This window comes from Nocardioides sp. NPDC087217 (assembly GCF_044744805.1).
Lineage (GTDB): Bacteria > Actinomycetota > Actinomycetes > Propionibacteriales > Nocardioidaceae > Nocardioides.
In genome coordinates this window covers 1,122,884-1,139,220 of sequence record NZ_JBIUZB010000001.1, presented here as the reverse complement: position 1 = coordinate 1,139,220, position 16,337 = coordinate 1,122,884, and the positions used below count along the sequence as shown (strand labels likewise).

Annotated in this window: 14 protein-coding genes; 7 read left to right on the top strand and 7 right to left on the bottom strand. The window is 70.8% G+C overall.

Annotated features, from left to right (window positions below):
• The first annotated feature begins 15 nt into the window (after positions 1 to 15).
• The 3 genes from ACIO3S_RS05625 to ACIO3S_RS05615 are packed head-to-tail and all read left to right on the top strand — an operon-like array spanning position 16 to position 4,766.
• On the top strand, positions 16 to 2,541 hold the full coding sequence (locus ACIO3S_RS05625) for a bifunctional FO biosynthesis protein CofGH (protein WP_400460398.1): 2,526 nt from the start codon (positions 16 to 18) through the stop codon (positions 2,539 to 2,541).
• 19 nt (positions 2,542 to 2,560) lie between these two features.
• Positions 2,561 to 3,778: a hypothetical protein gene (locus ACIO3S_RS05620; RefSeq protein ID WP_400460396.1), complete on the top strand. Its 1,218-nt coding sequence runs from the start codon at positions 2,561 to 2,563 to the stop codon at positions 3,776 to 3,778.
• A gap of 10 nt (positions 3,779 to 3,788) precedes the next feature.
• Positions 3,789 to 4,766, top strand: coding sequence for a formylglycine-generating enzyme family protein (locus tag ACIO3S_RS05615; protein ID WP_400460394.1), 978 nt, complete (start codon positions 3,789 to 3,791; stop codon positions 4,764 to 4,766).
• Here the strand turns inward: ACIO3S_RS05615 and ACIO3S_RS05610 are convergent.
• Entirely contained in the window at positions 4,751 to 6,292 is a 1,542-nt protein-coding gene (locus tag ACIO3S_RS05610) for a sulfatase-like hydrolase/transferase (RefSeq protein ID WP_400460392.1), read from the bottom strand. The genes ACIO3S_RS05615 and ACIO3S_RS05610 overlap by 16 nt on opposite strands.
• Positions 6,293 to 6,419: 127 nt before the next feature.
• Here ACIO3S_RS05610 and ACIO3S_RS05605 point away from each other — a divergent pair, with 127 nt between their 5' ends.
• Positions 6,420 to 6,887 carry a DUF5709 domain-containing protein gene (locus ACIO3S_RS05605; protein ID WP_400460390.1) on the top strand — a complete coding sequence of 156 codons (468 nt, stop codon included), beginning with the start codon at positions 6,420 to 6,422 and terminating at the stop codon, positions 6,885 to 6,887.
• Here ACIO3S_RS05605 and ACIO3S_RS05600 read toward each other — a convergent pair.
• Entirely contained in the window at positions 6,884 to 7,279 is a 396-nt protein-coding gene (locus ACIO3S_RS05600; protein WP_160025283.1) for a VOC family protein, read from the bottom strand. The two genes, ACIO3S_RS05605 and ACIO3S_RS05600, sit on opposite strands and share 4 nt — an antisense overlap.
• Positions 7,280 to 7,417: 138 nt before the next feature.
• Here ACIO3S_RS05600 and ACIO3S_RS05595 point away from each other — a divergent pair, with 138 nt between their 5' ends.
• Both ACIO3S_RS05595 and ACIO3S_RS05590 read left to right on the top strand, forming a co-directional pair.
• A complete protein-coding gene (locus ACIO3S_RS05595; RefSeq protein ID WP_400460387.1) occupies positions 7,418 to 8,467 on the top strand; it encodes an adenosine deaminase in 1,050 nt (349 codons plus the stop codon).
• Positions 8,468 to 8,507: 40 nt separating this feature from the next.
• The gene (locus tag ACIO3S_RS05590; protein ID WP_400460385.1) at positions 8,508 to 9,359 is read left to right on the top strand and encodes an alpha/beta fold hydrolase; all 852 of its coding nucleotides are present in this window, start codon (positions 8,508 to 8,510) and stop codon (positions 9,357 to 9,359) included.
• Here the strand turns inward: ACIO3S_RS05590 and ACIO3S_RS05585 are convergent.
• The 5 genes from ACIO3S_RS05585 to ACIO3S_RS05565 are packed head-to-tail and all read right to left on the bottom strand — an operon-like array spanning position 9,356 to position 15,539.
• Positions 9,356 to 11,083, bottom strand: coding sequence for an acetyl/propionyl/methylcrotonyl-CoA carboxylase subunit alpha (locus tag ACIO3S_RS05585; RefSeq protein ID WP_400460383.1), 1,728 nt, complete (start codon positions 11,081 to 11,083; stop codon positions 9,356 to 9,358). The genes ACIO3S_RS05590 and ACIO3S_RS05585 overlap by 4 nt on opposite strands.
• 1 nt (position 11,084) lies before the next feature.
• The gene (locus ACIO3S_RS05580) at positions 11,085 to 12,707 is read right to left on the bottom strand and encodes a 5-oxoprolinase/urea amidolyase family protein (protein WP_400460381.1); all 1,623 of its coding nucleotides are present in this window, start codon (positions 12,705 to 12,707) and stop codon (positions 11,085 to 11,087) included.
• The gene (locus ACIO3S_RS05575) at positions 12,704 to 13,498 is read right to left on the bottom strand and encodes a putative hydro-lyase (RefSeq protein WP_400460379.1); all 795 of its coding nucleotides are present in this window, start codon (positions 13,496 to 13,498) and stop codon (positions 12,704 to 12,706) included. The genes ACIO3S_RS05580 and ACIO3S_RS05575 overlap by 4 nt, the downstream gene beginning before the upstream one ends.
• Positions 13,495 to 14,268 (bottom strand): 5-oxoprolinase subunit PxpA, encoded by a 774-nt coding sequence (locus ACIO3S_RS05570; RefSeq protein ID WP_350841077.1) that lies wholly within the window; start codon positions 14,266 to 14,268, stop codon positions 13,495 to 13,497. The genes ACIO3S_RS05575 and ACIO3S_RS05570 overlap by 4 nt, the downstream gene beginning before the upstream one ends.
• A gap of 14 nt (positions 14,269 to 14,282) precedes the next feature.
• Positions 14,283 to 15,539, bottom strand: coding sequence for an NRAMP family divalent metal transporter (locus ACIO3S_RS05565; RefSeq protein WP_400460376.1), 1,257 nt, complete (start codon positions 15,537 to 15,539; stop codon positions 14,283 to 14,285).
• Positions 15,540 to 15,689: 150 nt separating this feature from the next.
• Here ACIO3S_RS05565 and ACIO3S_RS05560 point away from each other — a divergent pair, with 150 nt between their 5' ends.
• Complete coding sequence (locus ACIO3S_RS05560; RefSeq protein ID WP_400460374.1) at positions 15,690 to 16,331, top strand: GntR family transcriptional regulator; 642 nt, start codon at positions 15,690 to 15,692, stop codon at positions 16,329 to 16,331.
• The last annotated feature ends 6 nt before the right edge of the window (positions 16,332 to 16,337 follow it).

The following is a 16,337-nucleotide window of genomic DNA, read 5'->3' as shown; positions in this document are numbered from 1 at the left end:
CTAGGCTGCTTGGTGATGAGCGAGCAGCCGACACCTCAGCAGATCCGCCGGGCGCTGGCCCGGGCCGAACGCGGCGCAGCCCTGGACGTGGCGGAGGCTTCGGCACTCCTCGCGGCCAGGGGCGATGACCTCGAACGACTGACCGCCGCCGCGGCGAAGGTACGCGACGCCGGGCTGGTCGCGGCCGGGCGACCCGAGACGGTGACGTACTCCCCCAAGGTCTTCATCCCGGTCACCAAGCTGTGCCGGGACCGATGTCACTACTGCACGTTCGTGGAGACGCCGGGGCAGGCCGAGCGCGAGGGCCGCGAGCCCTATCTGAGCCCTGACGAGATCCTCGAGATCGCCGCCGAGGGCGCGAAGCTCGGTTGCCTGGAGGCGCTGTTCACCCTCGGGGACCGGCCCGAGGACCGGTGGCCCGAGGCGCGGGAGTGGCTCGAGTCCCGTGGCTATGAGTCGACCCTCGACTACGTGCGCGCGATGGCGATCCGGGTGCTCGAGGAGACCGGACTGCTCCCCCACCTCAACCCCGGGGTGATGTCGTGGGAGGAGATGAACCGGCTCAAGCCGGTCTCCCCCTCGATGGGGATGATGCTCGAGACGACGAGCCGACGACTGTTCGAGACCAAGGGCGAGGCCCACTTCGGCTCGCCCGACAAGGACCCCGCGGTGCGTCTGCGGGTGCTCGAGGACGCGGGTCGCCTCTCGATCCCGTTCACCTCCGGGCTGCTGGTCGGCATCGGCGAGAACCTCACCGAGCGCGCGGAGACGATCTTCGCGCTGCGGAAGGTGCACAAGGCGTACGCCGGGCTGCAGGAGATCATCGTGCAGAACTTCCGGGCCAAGCCGTCGACCGCGATGCGCCATGTCGACGACCTGGGGCTGGACGAGTACCTGGCCGCGATCGCGGTCACCCGGATCGTCCTCGGGCCCAAGGCCCGGGTTCAGGCGCCACCCAACCTGGTCGACCTCGACGAGTGCCGGGCGCTGCTCGGCGCCGGGATCGACGACTGGGGCGGCGTCTCACCGCTGACCCCGGACCACGTCAACCCCGAGCGCCCCTGGCCCTCGCTGGACGCGCTGCGCCAGGTCAGCGCCGAGGCCGGATTCCAGCTGCGGCCGCGACTGACCGTCCACCCGGAGTACGTCAACGGCACCCTGCGCGAGGGGCAGGCCTGGATCGACCCGCGCGTCCTCTCCCACGTCGAGGCACTCGCCGACCAGGACGGGCTGGCCCGTGACGGCATTCGGCCCGAGGGTCGTCCGTGGCAGGAGCCCGATGGTGGCTTCACCGCAGCCGGCCGGGTCGACCTGCACGCCTCGGTCGACACCACCGGCCGCACCAACGACCGCAGGGACGACTTCGAGACGGTCTACGGCGACTGGGACGCCGTCCGAGAGGCAGCCACGGCGACCGGTGCTCCGGCCGTACTCCACGCCGAGGGACACGAGGCTCTCGCCGCCGCCGAGAAGGACCCCGGCAACCTCTCCGACGAGCACGCACTGACCCTGATGACCGCCGAGGGCGACCTGCTGCGCCAGGTCACCAAGCTCGCCGACGACCTGCGCCAACAGGTCAACGGCGACACCGTGACGTACGTCGTCAACCGCAACATCAACTTCACCAACGTCTGCTACGTCGGCTGCCGGTTCTGTGCCTTCGCCCAGCGCAAGACCGACGCGGATGCGTACTCCCTGGATCTTGACCAGGTCGCCGACCGCGCCGAGGAGGCCTGGAACCTCGGCGCCACCGAGGTGTGCATGCAGGGCGGGATCGACCCCGAGCTCCCCTCGACGGCGTACTTCGACCTCGTCCAGGCCGTCAAGCAGCGGGTGCCCGAGATGCACGTGCACGCCTTCTCCCCGATGGAGATCGTCAACGGCACCTCCCGCACCGGACTCTCCATCGAGGACTTCCTGATCAAGGTCCGCGAGGCCGGGCTGGGCTCGCTGCCCGGCACCGCCGCGGAGATCCTCGACGACGAGGTCCGCTGGGTGCTGACCAAGGGCAAGCTGCCCGCGAAGACCTGGATCGAGATCGTCTCCACCGCTCACCGCGTCGGCATCCCGACGACCTCGACGATGATGTACGGCCACGTCGACAACCCGCGCCACTGGGTCGGTCACCTCCGCGTCCTGGCCGGCATCCAGGACCAGGCCCGGGAGCACGGAAACGCCGGATTCACCGAGTTCGTACCCCTCCCCTTCGTCCACACCAGCGCACCGATCTACCTCGCCGGCGCAGCCCGCCCCGGCCCGACCATGCGCGACAACCTCGCCGTCCACGCGCTCGCGCGGATCATGCTCCACGGTCGCATCGACAACATCCAGACGAGCTGGGTCAAGCTCGGCATCGACGGCACCCGGGCGATGCTCCAAGCCGGCGCCAACGACCTCGGCGGCACCCTGATGGAGGAGACCATCTCCCGCATGGCCGGCTCCGAGCACGGCTCGGCAAAAACTGTGTCCGAGCTCGAAGAAATCGGTGCCGGCATAGGCCGGGCGGTATCGGAAAGGACTACCCTCTACGATCCTCGCTGAACCGTCTCGAGGGAGTGAGATGTCCGACCCCACCGGCAGCACCGCTCAACAACAACCGAAACCCACCGAGCTCGCCAACGCGGCGGCCGAGGAGGCTCGTCGGCGACGGCTCGGGCTGCCGCCGCTGCCACGGCGGCGGCGTGACCGGAGCCGCCCCGTACGCCTGGCGCTGCGCTGGCTCGTGAGCGTCGGCGTACTCGTCGCGGTGGCCTTCCTCGGCACCTCGGCGTGGGCCTACTTCACCGGTGAGATCGGTCCGCTGCGCGGTGACGAGAAGGACGTGGCGCGCACGCTCGCCCTCGCCGGCGACACCCCGGCCTGGGCCGACCCCGAACAGATCCGCTGCGCAGCGGAGGCCGTGGTCAAGGACAAGGGCAGCGCGGGGCTCACCCGTGCCGGAGTCGTGGCCAAGGCCGGCAGCGGGTTCAGCTACGCCGGCGAGTGGCCCTCGGCGCTGGGCTCGCAGTGGTACGCGGAACTGCTCGACTGCGCCGACGGTGGCGCCCACAGCTGGAGCAGGCAGGTCGCGGACGCCTGGACGCTCGATGACCCCCGATGCCTGCGGGAGGTCGGGCGACCGGCGATCGCCGGGGTCCTGGCCGTCACCAACCTGCGACTCACCGACGAGGACCTCGCCGCCAAGAACGTCGACGCGATCACCCACCTCGACAGCTGCTACGCCCGCACACCGGAGGCGCCCGTCGGTGCTGCTGCCGCGGGCTACCGCGAGGTCACGCTGAAGGTCACCGCCCCGTCGGTCACCTCCGGCATCGCCTCGATCGATGACGGCACCGCGCAGCCATCCGCCGGTGAGGACCCGGAGCTCACCTACACGCTGCCCGTCGCCAAGGGCGGCACCGAGGCCTGCGTGCAGGCGACCACCAAGGTGACGTACGCCTGGGGCACGGTCCGCGCCGGCGAGCCGGCCAAGCTCTGCGGCAAGGCGGCCGCGGCCCGGATGGAGTGGCACACGGTCGAGCGTTCCTGCCCGAAGGGGAAGCCGAAGTGCACCTACATGGCGGCCTACGTCGAGGGGCTGGCGGACAACCAGACGATGACGGTCACCTACCGGCCGACGGGTGACTTCAAGTGTGCCGGCAAGAAGCCGACCTGCACGGTCAAGATCAAGGCGGACGCCAACGGAAAGGCCCGTACGCCCGGCCTCATGGTCACCGGCAAGAAGGGGAAGGTCGTGGCGAGCGCAGGCAGTCTGAAGGCGACGTACGCCGGCTCGTAGGCTGGTGGGCGTGCCTTCCAACCTCACCTTCGGCGCGACCCGTGGACCCAGCCCCGACCCGGCCCAGCGCCCGCCGGCGCTGCCCCGCAAGCGCCGCCGGACCCTTGTCGACCTCCCCGGTGGGACGTACGCCGCCGGCGACTCGTTCGGCGAGGGCTACCAGGCCGACGGCGAAGGTCCGGTGCACCCGGTCGGCCTGCCCGGCTTCCGGCTGGACGCGACCGCGGTCACCAACGAGGAGTTCGCCCGGTTCGTGAAGGCGACGGGCCACGTCACCACGGCCGAACGAGAGGGCTTCTCTGCCGTCTTCCACCTGGCCTTCGACGGCTCGCCCCGCGACATCCTGGGCCGCTCGCCCGAGGCACCCTGGTGGCTCGGCGTACGCGCCGCCTCCTGGCGGGCCCCGGAGGGCCCCGGCTCGAACATCGGCCGCCGCGGCAACCACCCGGTCGTGCACGTCTCCCACGACGACGCGCTGGCCTACTGCGACTGGGCCGGGACCAGGCTGCCGACCGAGGCCGAGTGGGAGTACGCCGCCCGCGGCGGTCTCGCCGGCTCACGGTTCCCGTGGGGCGACGACCTGGAGCAGGACGGCACTCACCATGCCAACGTCTGGCAAGGAGTCTTCCCCGACACCAACACCGCCGAGGACGGGTTCGTCACGACAGCGCCGGTGCGGACGTACGAACCCAACGGCTTCGGGCTGTTCCAGATGATCGGCAACGTCTGGGAGTGGTGCGCGGACTGGTTCTCGCCGACCTACTACGCCGACCTCGTCGGCTCTCCCGATTCCGGGGGCTCCTCATCCGACCCGCGGGGCCCTGCCGAGGGCCTGACCCGGGTCATGCGCGGTGGCTCCTACCTCTGCCACGACTCCTACTGCCACCGCTATCGGCTCTCGGCGCGCTCCAGCAGCCCGCCCGACTCGACCGCGGGCAACCTGGGGTTCCGCTGCGCGGCCGACCTGGACGATCAGTCGGCGGGGTAGAACTCCTTCGGGCAGGTGGCACCTGCACAGTCGGCGTACTTCTCGCTCAGCCCACGCAGCTCGGCCAGCTCGTCGGCGTACTCGGGGAGCAGCGCGAGCGAGCGGATCTGGTAGGGGTCGTCGGCCAGGTTGTAGAGCTCTTCGCTGCCGTCGGAGAAGCGGGCGTAGGTCCAGTCGCCGAAGCGGATCCCCGAGTAGATCTGCTTGTAGCCGTCGTTGACCCGCCAGGCGGAGAGCGGGATCACCCGGTTCTGCGCGGGGGCCTTGAGCCACGGCATGATGTTGACGCCGTCCTGGGTCCGCCCCGGCTCGGCGCCGGCGACCGCCATGATCGTGGTGGCGATGTCGGGGTTGCCGACGCCGGTGGCCAGGGTCCGGCCGGCCGGGATGCCCGGGCCGCGCAGGATCACCGGGATCCGCTGCGTCTCGCGGTAGTGCATCAGCTTGCCGTTGATGTTGTGACCGCCGGTGGTGTAGCCGTTGTCCGAGGAGAAGATGATGATCGTGTTGTCGAGCTGGCCGGTCTCCTGAAGACGGAGTACGTGGCTGGCGACCGCGCGGTCGAGCGACTGGACCGCCTCCACCCGCTGCTCGTGCGCGATCCGCAGCTCGGCGCGGCCCTGCGCGTCGAAGTACTTGCGGGAGGCCGAGATCCGCGGCGCATCGGTCGGGGTGCGGAACATGTAGGGAGTGTCCGGCAGCTCGAGTCCGTCGAAGGAGTGCTTGTCCTCCTCCGCCGGCCGGGTCGTGCTGGTGCCCTCCGGGTCCTCCGGCTCATCGGGCCCGCCGTGGTGCGGTGCCACATAGTTGAGCCACATGTACCACGGCTTGTCGGCACGCTCCGGCGCCGAGATCATCTCGTTGGCCTGGTCCCGCATGACGTACGTCGTGTAGCGGTTGTAGGTCGTGAGCTTGCCGTTGTGGTTGATCCGCGGCCGGATGAAGTTGTAGGTCGACATGTCGGTCGTAGCCCGCCAGTCGGTCCACCCGGGCGGCACGTCCTTCGCCGTTCCGTTGAGGCCGTAGCCGTTGAGGTACTTGCCGGCGAAGAGGGTGTCGTAGCCGGCGTCCTGCAGCGCCTCGGGCAGCGTGCCGGTGTGGTCCATCGACTCGTAGCCACCGCGTTCGCCGTTGATCGTGACGGTGTGGTGGTTCTGGCTGTACTGCCCGGTCAGCAGGGACGCACGGGCCGGCACGCAGATCGGCGTCGGAGCGATCGCCTCGGTCAGCGAGGTGCCCTGCGCGGCCAGAAGGCTGCGGGTGTGGGGCATGAACTCGAGATCCTCGTAGGCGAGGTCGTCCGCCGTGATCATGAGGATGTTGGGTGGGGTCGAGTAGGGCGCCCAGTCGGGCGTCGATGTCGGCGTCGAGGGCACCACACCCTCGTTGTCGCGCGCGAAGGCGTTCCCGGCCAGAGACCCCAGCGACCCCAGCGGACCGGCCGACTCAGGCATCGCGCCGAGTGCGATCGAGGCGCCGGCGAGCACGGCAACGGCCGCCACCGCCAATCGGGCGCGAGGCGCCATCTGGTCTGCTCCCTTGGTCGATCCCCGCGTCGTATATTTCCGTCCGGTTCCACTCCATACCGGACCGGGTTAACGTTACCGAAGGGGGCCGTCATGACCCCAATGCCCGGCCGATCAGGAGACTCAAGTGAGCGAATCGCGCGAGAACTACGGCGACTACAGTGTCGACGACGAGGACCAGATCACCGGGGAGGACGCGCTCTCCGGGGAGGTTCTCGAAGGTGAGGTGCGCGACGAGCTCGACCACGGCATCGTCACCGCCGACCACTACTCCACCGACTACGGCAACACGCCCTGGGAGGAGGAGCACCGGGAGTGCATCGACCAGCGGGTCCACCAGGAGGTGCCGGAGCCGGATCCGTACGCGGTCGAGTACGACGACGCCGAGGAGAGCGACGACCCCGACGGCCGCGAGGTCGGCAACCAGCGAGCGGGCCGGCTGGTCGACCCCGACCGCGGCGAGGGCGAGGACGCGGAGTCCGAGCTCTACGGGATCGATGCCGGCATCGACGGCGCCGGCGCCTCCGCGGAGGAGGCCGCCATCCACATCATCGACGACAGCGACGACGGTGACGACGGTGACGACTATCGCTAGGCCGTGAGGTCGTCGATCTCCAGCACGATCTCGACCTCGAACCCCTCAGAGCTCTCCAGGTAGAGCGCCGTGTGCTCGTCGCCGCCTGCATGCGGGTAGCGGTCGGCGTACATCTCGTGCCAGCCGTGCTCGGTCGACGCAGCCCGGATCCTGTCGAGCTGGTCTCGGTCGTCGATCATGAACGCGATGTGGTTGACGCCGGGGCGGAGCCGATCCTGCGTGCCGTGCTGGTCCTTGGAGTGCTCCATGAAGACGTACGTCCCGTCCGGCGCCTCCCAGAAGTGGCCCTTCTCGCCGGCCTCCCAGCCGAGCTCGCCGAAGAGCCAGCCCCACTCCCCCGAAGCGGTCTCGAAGTCGTCGACCCAGAGGTCCCAGTGGTGGATCGCCCGCATCTCTCCCCCTTACCAGCCGGTGAGCCTGAGGCTACATCGTGCACCGGCGTACGCGGATCGGTTCAGGCCCGAAGACTTGGGTGGCGAAGCCGAGAAACGGAGTCGCGGGAGGACGAACCCGCGTGTGAGGATCGGGGCGTGAGTGACCTGAAGACCTTCATCGCCGGGCTGCCCAAGGCTGAGCTGCATGTCCACCACGTCGGGTCGGCTTCGCCGCGGATCGTCGCGGAGCTGGCGGCACGGCATCCGGGGACGGTGCCGGCGGACATCGAGCTGCTGCGGGAGTACTTCACGTTCAGCGACTTCGCGCACTTCATCGAGGTCTACCTCTCGGTCGTGGACCTGGTCAGGACCCCCGAGGACATCCGCTATCTGACCTACGAGATCGCGCGCGACCTCGCGCAGACCCAGCAGGTGCGCTACGCCGAGCTGACCTGCACGCCCTACACCTCCGTACGCCCGGATCTGGCCGAGCGCCCCGCCGGGAGCGGGCACACCGGGATGGCGATCGAGGCCTACACCGAGGCACTCGAGGACGCCCGGGTGGGCGCCGAGCGCGACTTCGGGATCACGCTGCGCTGGATCTACGACATCCCGGGTGAGTCGGGGATCCCGGCGGCCGATGCGACGCTGGCGTACGCCGTCGACCACGGCCCCGAGGCGCTCGTCGGGTTCGGGCTCGGCGGGCCCGAGGTGGGGGTTCCCCGGCCGCAGTTCGAAAGGCACTTCGACGCGGCCCGCGCCGCGGGGCTCCGCTCGCTGCCGCACGCCGGCGAGACCACCGGTCCGCAGACGATCTGGGACGCGCTGACCGTGCTGAAGGCCGAGCGGATCGGTCACGGCACCTCGGCGGCTCAGGATCCCGCCCTGCTCGCCCACCTCGCCGAGCACCGGATCCCGCTCGAGGTCTGCCCCTCGTCCAACGTCGCCACCGGCGCGGTCGCGACGCTCGAGGAGCACCCGCTGAAGACGTTCGTCGATGCCGGTGTGCCGGTCACGATCAACTCGGACGACCCGCCGATGTTCGCGACCACGCTCAACCAGGAGTACGAGATCGCGACCGACCTCCTCGGCCTCGACACCGCCGGCATCGCCGACCTCGCCCGCGCCGCCGTCGACGTCTCCTACGCACCCGACGACCTCAAGGCCCGGCTGCGCGCCGAGATCGACACGTACGCCACGGCTTAAGCGCTTGACGCGGCTCGGACCCGCCCGTTTGCTGGTCGCCATGGGCGAACTGACACTGGCGGTCAACGGGATCGAGCTGTGCGTCGAGACGTTCGGGAGTCCTGCGGACCCGCCGATCCTGCTCGTCGGTGGGATGAGCGCCTCGATGGACTACTGGGAGGACGACTTCTGCCGGGCGCTGGCCGCGGGCCGGAGGTTCGTGATCCGCTACGACCACCGCGACACCGGCCGCTCGACGACCTGGCCGCCGGGAGAGCCGGGCTACACCGGCCGCGACATGATCGCGGACATCCCGGCGCTCCTCGACGCCTTCGGCCTCGACAAGGCCCACATCTTCGGCATCTCGATGGGCGGGGCGATGGCCCAGTGTGCGGCGGTGCTCTATTCGGAGCGGGTCGAGACGCTGATCCTCGACGAGACCTCACCGGCCTTCGACGGCGTACCCGACCTGCCGCCCATCGGCGAGGAGCTGGCCGACTTCTTCGCGAAGGCAGCCACGACCACCGTCCCGGATCCCGATGACCACGAGGCTCTGGTGTCGATGCTCGTCGAGGACCAGCGCGCGTTCGTCCCGGAGGGCTTCGACGAGGCCAGGATGCGGGCGGTGATCGAGCGGGTCGTACGCCGCACACCGGACATGCGGCCGAGCTTCGCCAACCACCAGGCGATGAGCGACGGCGAGCCGATCGAGGCGACCCTGGCCGACATCGCCGTCCCGACGCTGGTCATCCACGGCACCCGCGACCCGCTCTTCCCGATCGGGCATGCCGAGATCCTGGCCCGCGACATCCCCGACGCGACGCTCCTCGTCCTCGACGGCGTCGGTCACGAGCCGCCGCCGCCCTCCACCTGGGACAAGGTCATCCCGGCGATCATCGATCACACGAGCTAGACCTCGATCTTCCCGAGCACGTCCCCGATCGCGACCGTCCCACCCACGTCGGTGCCGCGGGAGAGCACGCCCGCACGATGTGCGGCGACCCGGGTCTCCATCTTCATGGCGTCGATGACCGCGACGTCCTGGCCCTCGGTGACCTGCTCGCCGTCAGGAACGAGCCAGTCGACGAGCACACCGGGGACGGTGGCCTCGAGCACGGCCGGGTCCGCGACGGCAGCTGCCGATCCGACCTCGGTCGTCGCCGTCCCGCCGGCCGCGATCCCCCGGAGCAGATCGTCGGGGAGACCGAGCATCACCCGACGTCCGTCGATCTCGATCGGCACCCGCCGCAGCGGCTGCACGGGTGCCGGCTCGGGTCGCCGCTGCGCCTCCAGGCGCGGCATCAGCGTGGTCTCGATCCACTGCGTGTGCACCGCGAACCCGGCGGTCGAGAAGGCCGGGTCGTCGAGCAGGACGCGAGCGAAGGGTACGACGGTCGCGACCCCCTCGACGTCGAGCTCGCGGAGCGCGCGGCGGGCACGTACGACGGCGGTGTCCCGGTCCGGGGCATGCACGATCAGCTTGGCGATCAGCGAGTCGAAGGCGCTCTGCACCGTGTCGCCTGCCTCGATCCCGGCGTCCCAGCGCACGCCGGGACCCGCGGGCACCCGCAGGCCGGTCACGACGCCGGGGCTCGGCAGGAAGCCGCGGCCCGGGTCCTCGGCATTGATCCGCAGCTCGATCGCGTGGCCCGAGGGCACCGGGGTCTCCGCGAAGGAGATGCCCTCACCCGCGGCGATCCGCAGCTGCTCGGCGACGAGGTCGACGCCGGTGACCGCCTCGGTGATCGGGTGCTCGACCTGGAGGCGGGTGTTCACCTCGAGGAACGAGATCACTCCGTCCTCCCCCATCAGGAACTCGACGGTCCCGGCCCCGCGGTAGGAGACCGCCGCGCAGATGTCGCGGGCGGCGTCGTGGATGCGGCGACGCTGCTCGTCCGTGAGCCCCGGAGCGGGTGCTTCCTCGACGAGCTTCTGGTTGCGTCGCTGCAGCGAGCAGTCCCGGTCGCCGACGACCACGACGTGCCCGGTGCCGTCGCCGAGCACCTGCGCCTCGATGTGCCGCGGGCGCTCGAGGAACCGCTCGACGAAGCACTCACCGCGACCGAACGCGGCCAGCGCCTCGCGCGAGGCGGAGTCGAAGGCGTCGGCGACGTCGTCGAACTCGCGGGCGACCTTCAACCCGCGGCCGCCACCGCCGAAGGCGGCCTTGATCGCGATCGGAAGCCCGTGCTCGCGCGCGAACGCGACCGCCTCGTCGGCCGACTCCAGCGGCCGGTCGGTGCCCGCGACCAGCGGGGCACCGACGCTCTGCGCGATCCGGCGGGCGGTGATCTTGTCGCCGAGGCTGTCGATGCTCTCGGGGCTGGGGCCGATCCAGATCAGGCCGGCGGCCTCGACGGCGCGCGCGAACTCGGCGCTCTCCGACAGGAACCCGTAGCCCGGATGCACCGCGTCGGCACCGGAGGCCTGCGCCGCGGCCATCAACCACTCGATGCTGAGGTAGGACTCGGCGGCGGTGGCGCCGCCGAGCACGTACGCCTCGTCGGCAAGACGCACGTGCAGCGCGTCTGCGTCCTGGTCGGCGTAGACGGCGACCGACACGAGGCCGGCCTCGGCAACCGCCCGCACGACGCGGACGGCGATCTCTCCCCTGTTGGCGATGAGCACCCTGCGCATGTCAGTCTCCTCGGGTCTTGGTGGTCGACCCAATGGGCACACTGGGCACAGTGGGCGCGACGGGTCGGAAGCGGATGCGGACGCCGGGCGGCAGCTGACCGGCCAGGTCCAGGTCGCGGTCGATGACCGCGCCGATGATCGGATAGCCGCCGGTGAGCGGGTGGTCCGGAAGGAACAGCACGGGCTGGCCGTCGGGCGGCACCTGGATCGCGCCGGTCACCGCCCCCTCGCTCGGCAGCTCACCGGCGACGTCTCGCTCGAGCGGTACGGCGCCCTCGAGACGTACGCCCACGCGGTCGGAGCGCGGCGTGACGGTCCACTCCTGCTCGACGAGAGTGCGTACGCCGGCAGGGGTGAACCAGTCCTCGCGCGGGCCGAGCACGACCCGCAGCTCGACCGTGTCACCGGGTGCGGGCAGTGGGACGGCGGGAGCCGGACAGGGGTCGACCGCGTACGGCGCGGCCGCAGGCCCCAACAGCGGGACCACGTCGCCCGTGCGCAAGGGCCGTCCGCCGAGGTCGCCGGGGCCGAGGCCCGCGAGCGTGTCGCTGGAGAGGCTGCCGAGCGCCGGCGGAAGATCCAGTCCGCCACGTACCGCGATCACGGCGCGCAGGCCGGCGCTCACCGCGCCGAGACGCAGCTCCTCGCCGTCCTCGAGCGCGGCGGCGGCGCCGTGCTCGACGGGGAGCGGCGGGCCGTCGCTGCGTACGATCGTCGCCTCGGCAGTGGCGCCCGCGACCGCCACGACCGCGGGGCCGCTGAAACGCAGAACGGCGCCGCCACCGGCGAGCTCGAACGCGGCGGCTCCGGGAGCGTTCCCGACGGCGCGGTTCGCGGCCCGCAGCGCGCGGCGGTCTGCCGCACCCGATGCGGAGACGCCGAGGGCGGCATGGCCGGAACGACCGAGGTCCTCGAGCACGAGCTGGAGGCCGGGACGTACCACCTCGACGGCGAAGGGGTGCTCCGCGGCGTCGGCCGAGGGAGCGGACGCCGTCACCGCGACCGACTCCCGCTCGAGCCGCTCGAACCGCACGGTCATCCCGGGCGCGAGCAGGGCGGGCGGATCCCGGTGCAGGTCCCACATCGGCGCGTCCGTACGCCCGATCAGCTGCCAGCCGCCGGGACTCTCGCGCGGGTAGACGCCCGAGAACGTCCCGGCGAGCCCGACCGAGCCGGCCGGGATCCGGGTGCGTGGAGAGGAGCGCCGCGGTACGTCGAAGAGCGGGTCGTCACCGACGAGGTAGCCGAAGCCGGGCGCGTAGCCGGTGAACGCCACCCGCCAGGTCGCGGCCGCGTGGCGCTCGGCGACCTGCTCGGCGCTGACCCCGAGCAGGGCCGCGACCTCGTCGAGGTCCTGCCCGTCGTAGCGCACGCCGATCGTCACCGAACCAGCGGTCGGGAGACCACCGTGGACGGCTTCGACCCCACCCAGCTCCTTCGCGAGGCTGACCTCGTCGACCAGCGTCGGATCGAACCGGACGAGGACCGTCCGGGCCGCAGGCACCAGCTCGACGACGCCGGTCGGCGGGGCGGCCACGAGCGCCGCGTGCAGCCGCATCGCGCCCTCGAGGTCGTCCTCCTCGACCAGCAGCGCCTGGTCCGATGCGATGAGAACGCGCCTCACGCCAGATACTCCGCATCCCGTACGTCGGTGATGAACATGTGACCGGGCGCGTGGGTGAGCGCGAACGGCGGGCGCGAGTCCATGATCGCGGCCTGCGGCGTGACCCCGCAGGCCCAGAACACCGGCACCTCGCCGTCGCGCACCTCCGGCGGGTCCCCGAACTCGGGAGCGGCGAGCTCGGCGATCCCGAGCGACGCCGGGTCACCGACATGCACCGGCGCACCGTGCACCGCCGGATACCGCCCGGAGATGCGTACGGCATCGGCGACGCGGTCAGCGGGGATCGGGCGCATCGAGACCACCATGTCGCCGCGCAGGCGCCCGGCCGGTGCGCACGGGCGCGACGTGCGGTACATCGGCACGTTGCGGCCGAGCTCCTGGTGACGGATCGGGATCTCGGCGTCGGCCAGGCCCGCCTCGAAGGTGAAGCTGCAGCCGATCAGGAACGAGACCAGATCGGGGTGCTCCTCCCACGCCGCGCTCGCGTCCGTGACCTCCTCGGCCAGCACACCATCACGCCAGATCCGGTACGCCGGGATGTCGGTGCGCAGGTCGGATCCGGGTGCCAGGGTCGACTCGTGGGCGCCCGGGTCGAGCACCTCGAGCACCGGGCACGGCTTCGGGTTGCGCTGCGCGAAGAGCAGCACCTCGAAGGCCCAGTCCGCCGGTACGGAGATCAGGTTGGCCTGCACCAGGCCGTGGGCGACGCCGCTCGTCGGCGCGACCTCGCCCGCCCGGTAGGAGGTGCGCGCGGCGCGGGCCGCGGCGAGCTGGGTGATGCTCGCGGTCATGCGGCGGCTCCGGCGAACGGAGCGATCACGATGCCCTCGGCCTCGAACAGGGCCCGGGTCGCGGCAGCCATCCGGATCGCCCCGTCACTATCGCCGTGCACGCAGATCGAGTCGGCACGAATGGCGACGTCGGTGCCGTCGATCGCCTCGACCACACCCTCGCGCGCGAGTCGCAGCATGCGGGCCGCGACCGCGTCGGCGTCGTGCAGCACCGCACCCGGCTCGGCGCGCGAGACCAGCTCACCGCCGGGGGTGTAGGCCCGGTCCGCGAAGGCCTCCGCGGCCGTCGCCAGCCCGGCGGCGTCTGCCACGTCGAGCACGACGCCGCCCGCGAGCCCGAGCAGCACGAGGGACGGGTCGACCGCCTTGACCGCGGCGACCACGTCACGGGCCTGTCGCTCGTCGCGGGCGATCGTGTTGTAGAGCGCACCGTGCGGCTTCACGTAGCGGACCGCGCCGCCGACCGACGAGGTCAGGCCGATCAGCGCGCCGAGCTGGTACTCGACGTGCGCCTGCAGCGTCGCGGAGTCGATGTCCATGGCGCGGCGTCCGAACCCTTCGTAGTCGCGGTAGCCGGGATGCGCGCCGATCGTGACGCCGTTGGCCACGGCGTCGGCGAGCGTCGTACGGATCCCCTCGGGGCTGCCGGCGTGGAACCCGCAGGCGACGTTGGCGCTCGAGACGATCGCGAGCATGGCCGCGTCGTCGGCGACCACCCGGTCGGGCGTGTTCTCGCCGAGGTCGGAGTTCAGGTCGATGGTTGCTGCCATGTCGTTCATGGTGCTCACGCTCCAATGCCGATGAAGGCGAAGATCGGGCGGATCGAGACGATGCCCATGTACCAGCTGAGCAGGGTCGCGAGCGTGCCCACGGTCAGCAGCCACACCGGGTAGCGGTAGCCGTGCAGGACGTCGCGCTGACGGAACCAGCCGATGTACATGAAGATCGTCATGCCGATCGGGAGGATCAGACCGTTGAAACCGCCGACGAAGACCAGGATAGCCGCGGGCGCGGCGCCGATCAGCAGGTAGAGGACGAGGGAGACCACGATGAAGGCGACCGTCGCGACCTGCAGCCGCCACCCCGCTCCGAGCTTCTTCGAGAACGTCGAGATGAAGGTGGCCGAGGTGTAGGCGGCGCCGATGACCGAGGTGATCGCCGCGGCCCAGAAGATCGCCCCGAAGATGCGGATGCCCGCGTCGCCGAGCACGGCGCCGAACGCCTGACCGGCGGGGTTGGCCGCCTGGCTGGAGAAGTCGAGGGTGACGCCGGAGGCCACGACTCCGAGGATCGCGAGGAAGAGTACGTAGCGCATGATCCCGGTGACGAGGATGCCGCTCATCGAGGCACGGTGCACGGCCGGGACGTGCTCGGGGCCGGTCAGCCCGGAGTCGAGGTAGCGGTGGGCGCCGGCGTAGGTGATGTAGCCGCCGACGGTGCCGCCCACGATCGTGGTGATGGTCGCGAAGTTGAGCGTGTCGGGCGCGAAGGTCTGGCGCAGCGCGTCGCCGACCGGAGGCTGCGAGGCGATCGCGACGAAGAGCGTCAGCCCGATCATCAGCAGACCGAGCACGAGCACGACCATGTCGACGACGCGGCCGGCCCGCTTGTACACGAAGATGCCGATGGCGAGCAGCGCCGAGAGCAGGCCGCCGACCTTCGGGTCGAGTCCCAGCAGGGCGTTCAGGCCGAGCCCGGCACCCGCGATGTTGCCGATGTTGAACGCCAGACCACCGATCACGATGAGCGTCGCCAGCAGGTGACCGGAGTACGGCACCGCCTCGTTCGCCAGATCGCCGGCCCGTTTGCCGGCGACGGTGATCATGCGCCACACGTTCATCTGCAGCGCGAAGTCGATCAGGATCGAGGCCAGGATCGCGAAGGCGAACGCCGCGCCGAGCTGCGCGGTGAAGGTCGCGGTCTGGGTGATGAAGCCGGGGCCGATGGCCGAGGTGGCCATCAGGAAGATGGCGCCGAGGATGGGTCCTCGACGAGTTCGGGCGAAGCTCTTCGCGCGCTCGGCGCTGGTCGTCTCGGTCATGGGGGACTCCTGCCATCAACGGACTGTGTGGCTCCCACCACACTCTCTCTGGTGTAGTACAGGATGGCAGTAATTGTTCAACAATAATAGTTCTGCCTGTTAAAAGGATGTTTCGATTGTCCGCGGATGCGATTCCCCTAGGATGCGGTCATGCCCGATGTCGAGGACACCCTGACGAACGCCCTGCGCCGGCGAATCATCGACGGCGAGTTCGCGCCCGGCACCCGGCTGTCGGAGATCTCCCTAGCCGAGAAGCTCGGCGTCTCGCGCAACACGCTCCGCGAGGCGTTCCGCGTGCTGGCCGAGCAGGGCCTCATCGAGCACGTGCCCCATCGCGGGGTCTCGGTCGCCTCCCCCACCGTGGCGGACGTCGTCGACATCTATCGGGCGCGGCGCTACGTCGAGCCGGCCGCGCTGGCCGCCGGCTCCCCGCTGCATCCCGCGGTGACGGCGATGCGCGCGGCGGTGGAACAGAGCGAGACCAGCCTCGAGGCGCGCGACTGGCGCACGGTGGGCACCGCCAACATGGCGTTCCACGACGCCATCGTCGCCCTCGCCGACAGCCCACGCCTGGAGCGCCTGTTCCGCGACATCGCCGCCGAACTGCGGCTCGCGTTCCTCGAGATCGACAACCCCGAGGCGCTGCACGCTCCGTTCGTGACACGCAACCGCTCCCTGCTCGAGACCTTCCTCGAGCAGGGAGGACCTGCGGCCGCTGAGGAGCTTCGCGACTACCTCATCCTCTCCGAGCAGACCGTGCTCGGAGCGTTCACGCGACTGCGCCGCGGCTAGGCCGGC

Excerpts from the sequence above, each read along its gene's own strand:
- ACIO3S_RS05600 (WP_160025283.1), bottom strand. The coding sequence starts at position 7,279 with ATGCGGGCGATCCACCACTGGGACCTCTGGGTCGACGACTTCGAGACC.
- ACIO3S_RS05565 (WP_400460376.1), bottom strand. The coding sequence starts at position 15,539 with ATGACCGAGACGACCAGCGCCGAGCGCGCGAAGAGCTTCGCCCGAACT.
- ACIO3S_RS05620 (WP_400460396.1), top strand. The coding sequence starts at position 2,561 with ATGTCCGACCCCACCGGCAGCACCGCTCAACAACAACCGAAACCCACC.
- ACIO3S_RS05610 (WP_400460392.1), bottom strand. The coding sequence starts at position 6,292 with ATGGCGCCTCGCGCCCGATTGGCGGTGGCGGCCGTTGCCGTGCTCGCC.
- ACIO3S_RS05570 (WP_350841077.1), bottom strand. The coding sequence starts at position 14,268 with ATGGCAGCAACCATCGACCTGAACTCCGACCTCGGCGAGAACACGCCC.
- ACIO3S_RS05575 (WP_400460379.1), bottom strand. The coding sequence starts at position 13,498 with ATGACCGCGAGCATCACCCAGCTCGCCGCGGCCCGCGCCGCGCGCACC.
- ACIO3S_RS05590 (WP_400460385.1), top strand. The coding sequence starts at position 8,508 with ATGGGCGAACTGACACTGGCGGTCAACGGGATCGAGCTGTGCGTCGAG.
- ACIO3S_RS05560 (WP_400460374.1), top strand. The coding sequence starts at position 15,690 with ATGCCCGATGTCGAGGACACCCTGACGAACGCCCTGCGCCGGCGAATC.
- ACIO3S_RS05585 (WP_400460383.1), bottom strand. The coding sequence starts at position 11,083 with ATGCGCAGGGTGCTCATCGCCAACAGGGGAGAGATCGCCGTCCGCGTC.
- ACIO3S_RS05625 (WP_400460398.1), top strand. The coding sequence starts at position 16 with ATGAGCGAGCAGCCGACACCTCAGCAGATCCGCCGGGCGCTGGCCCGG.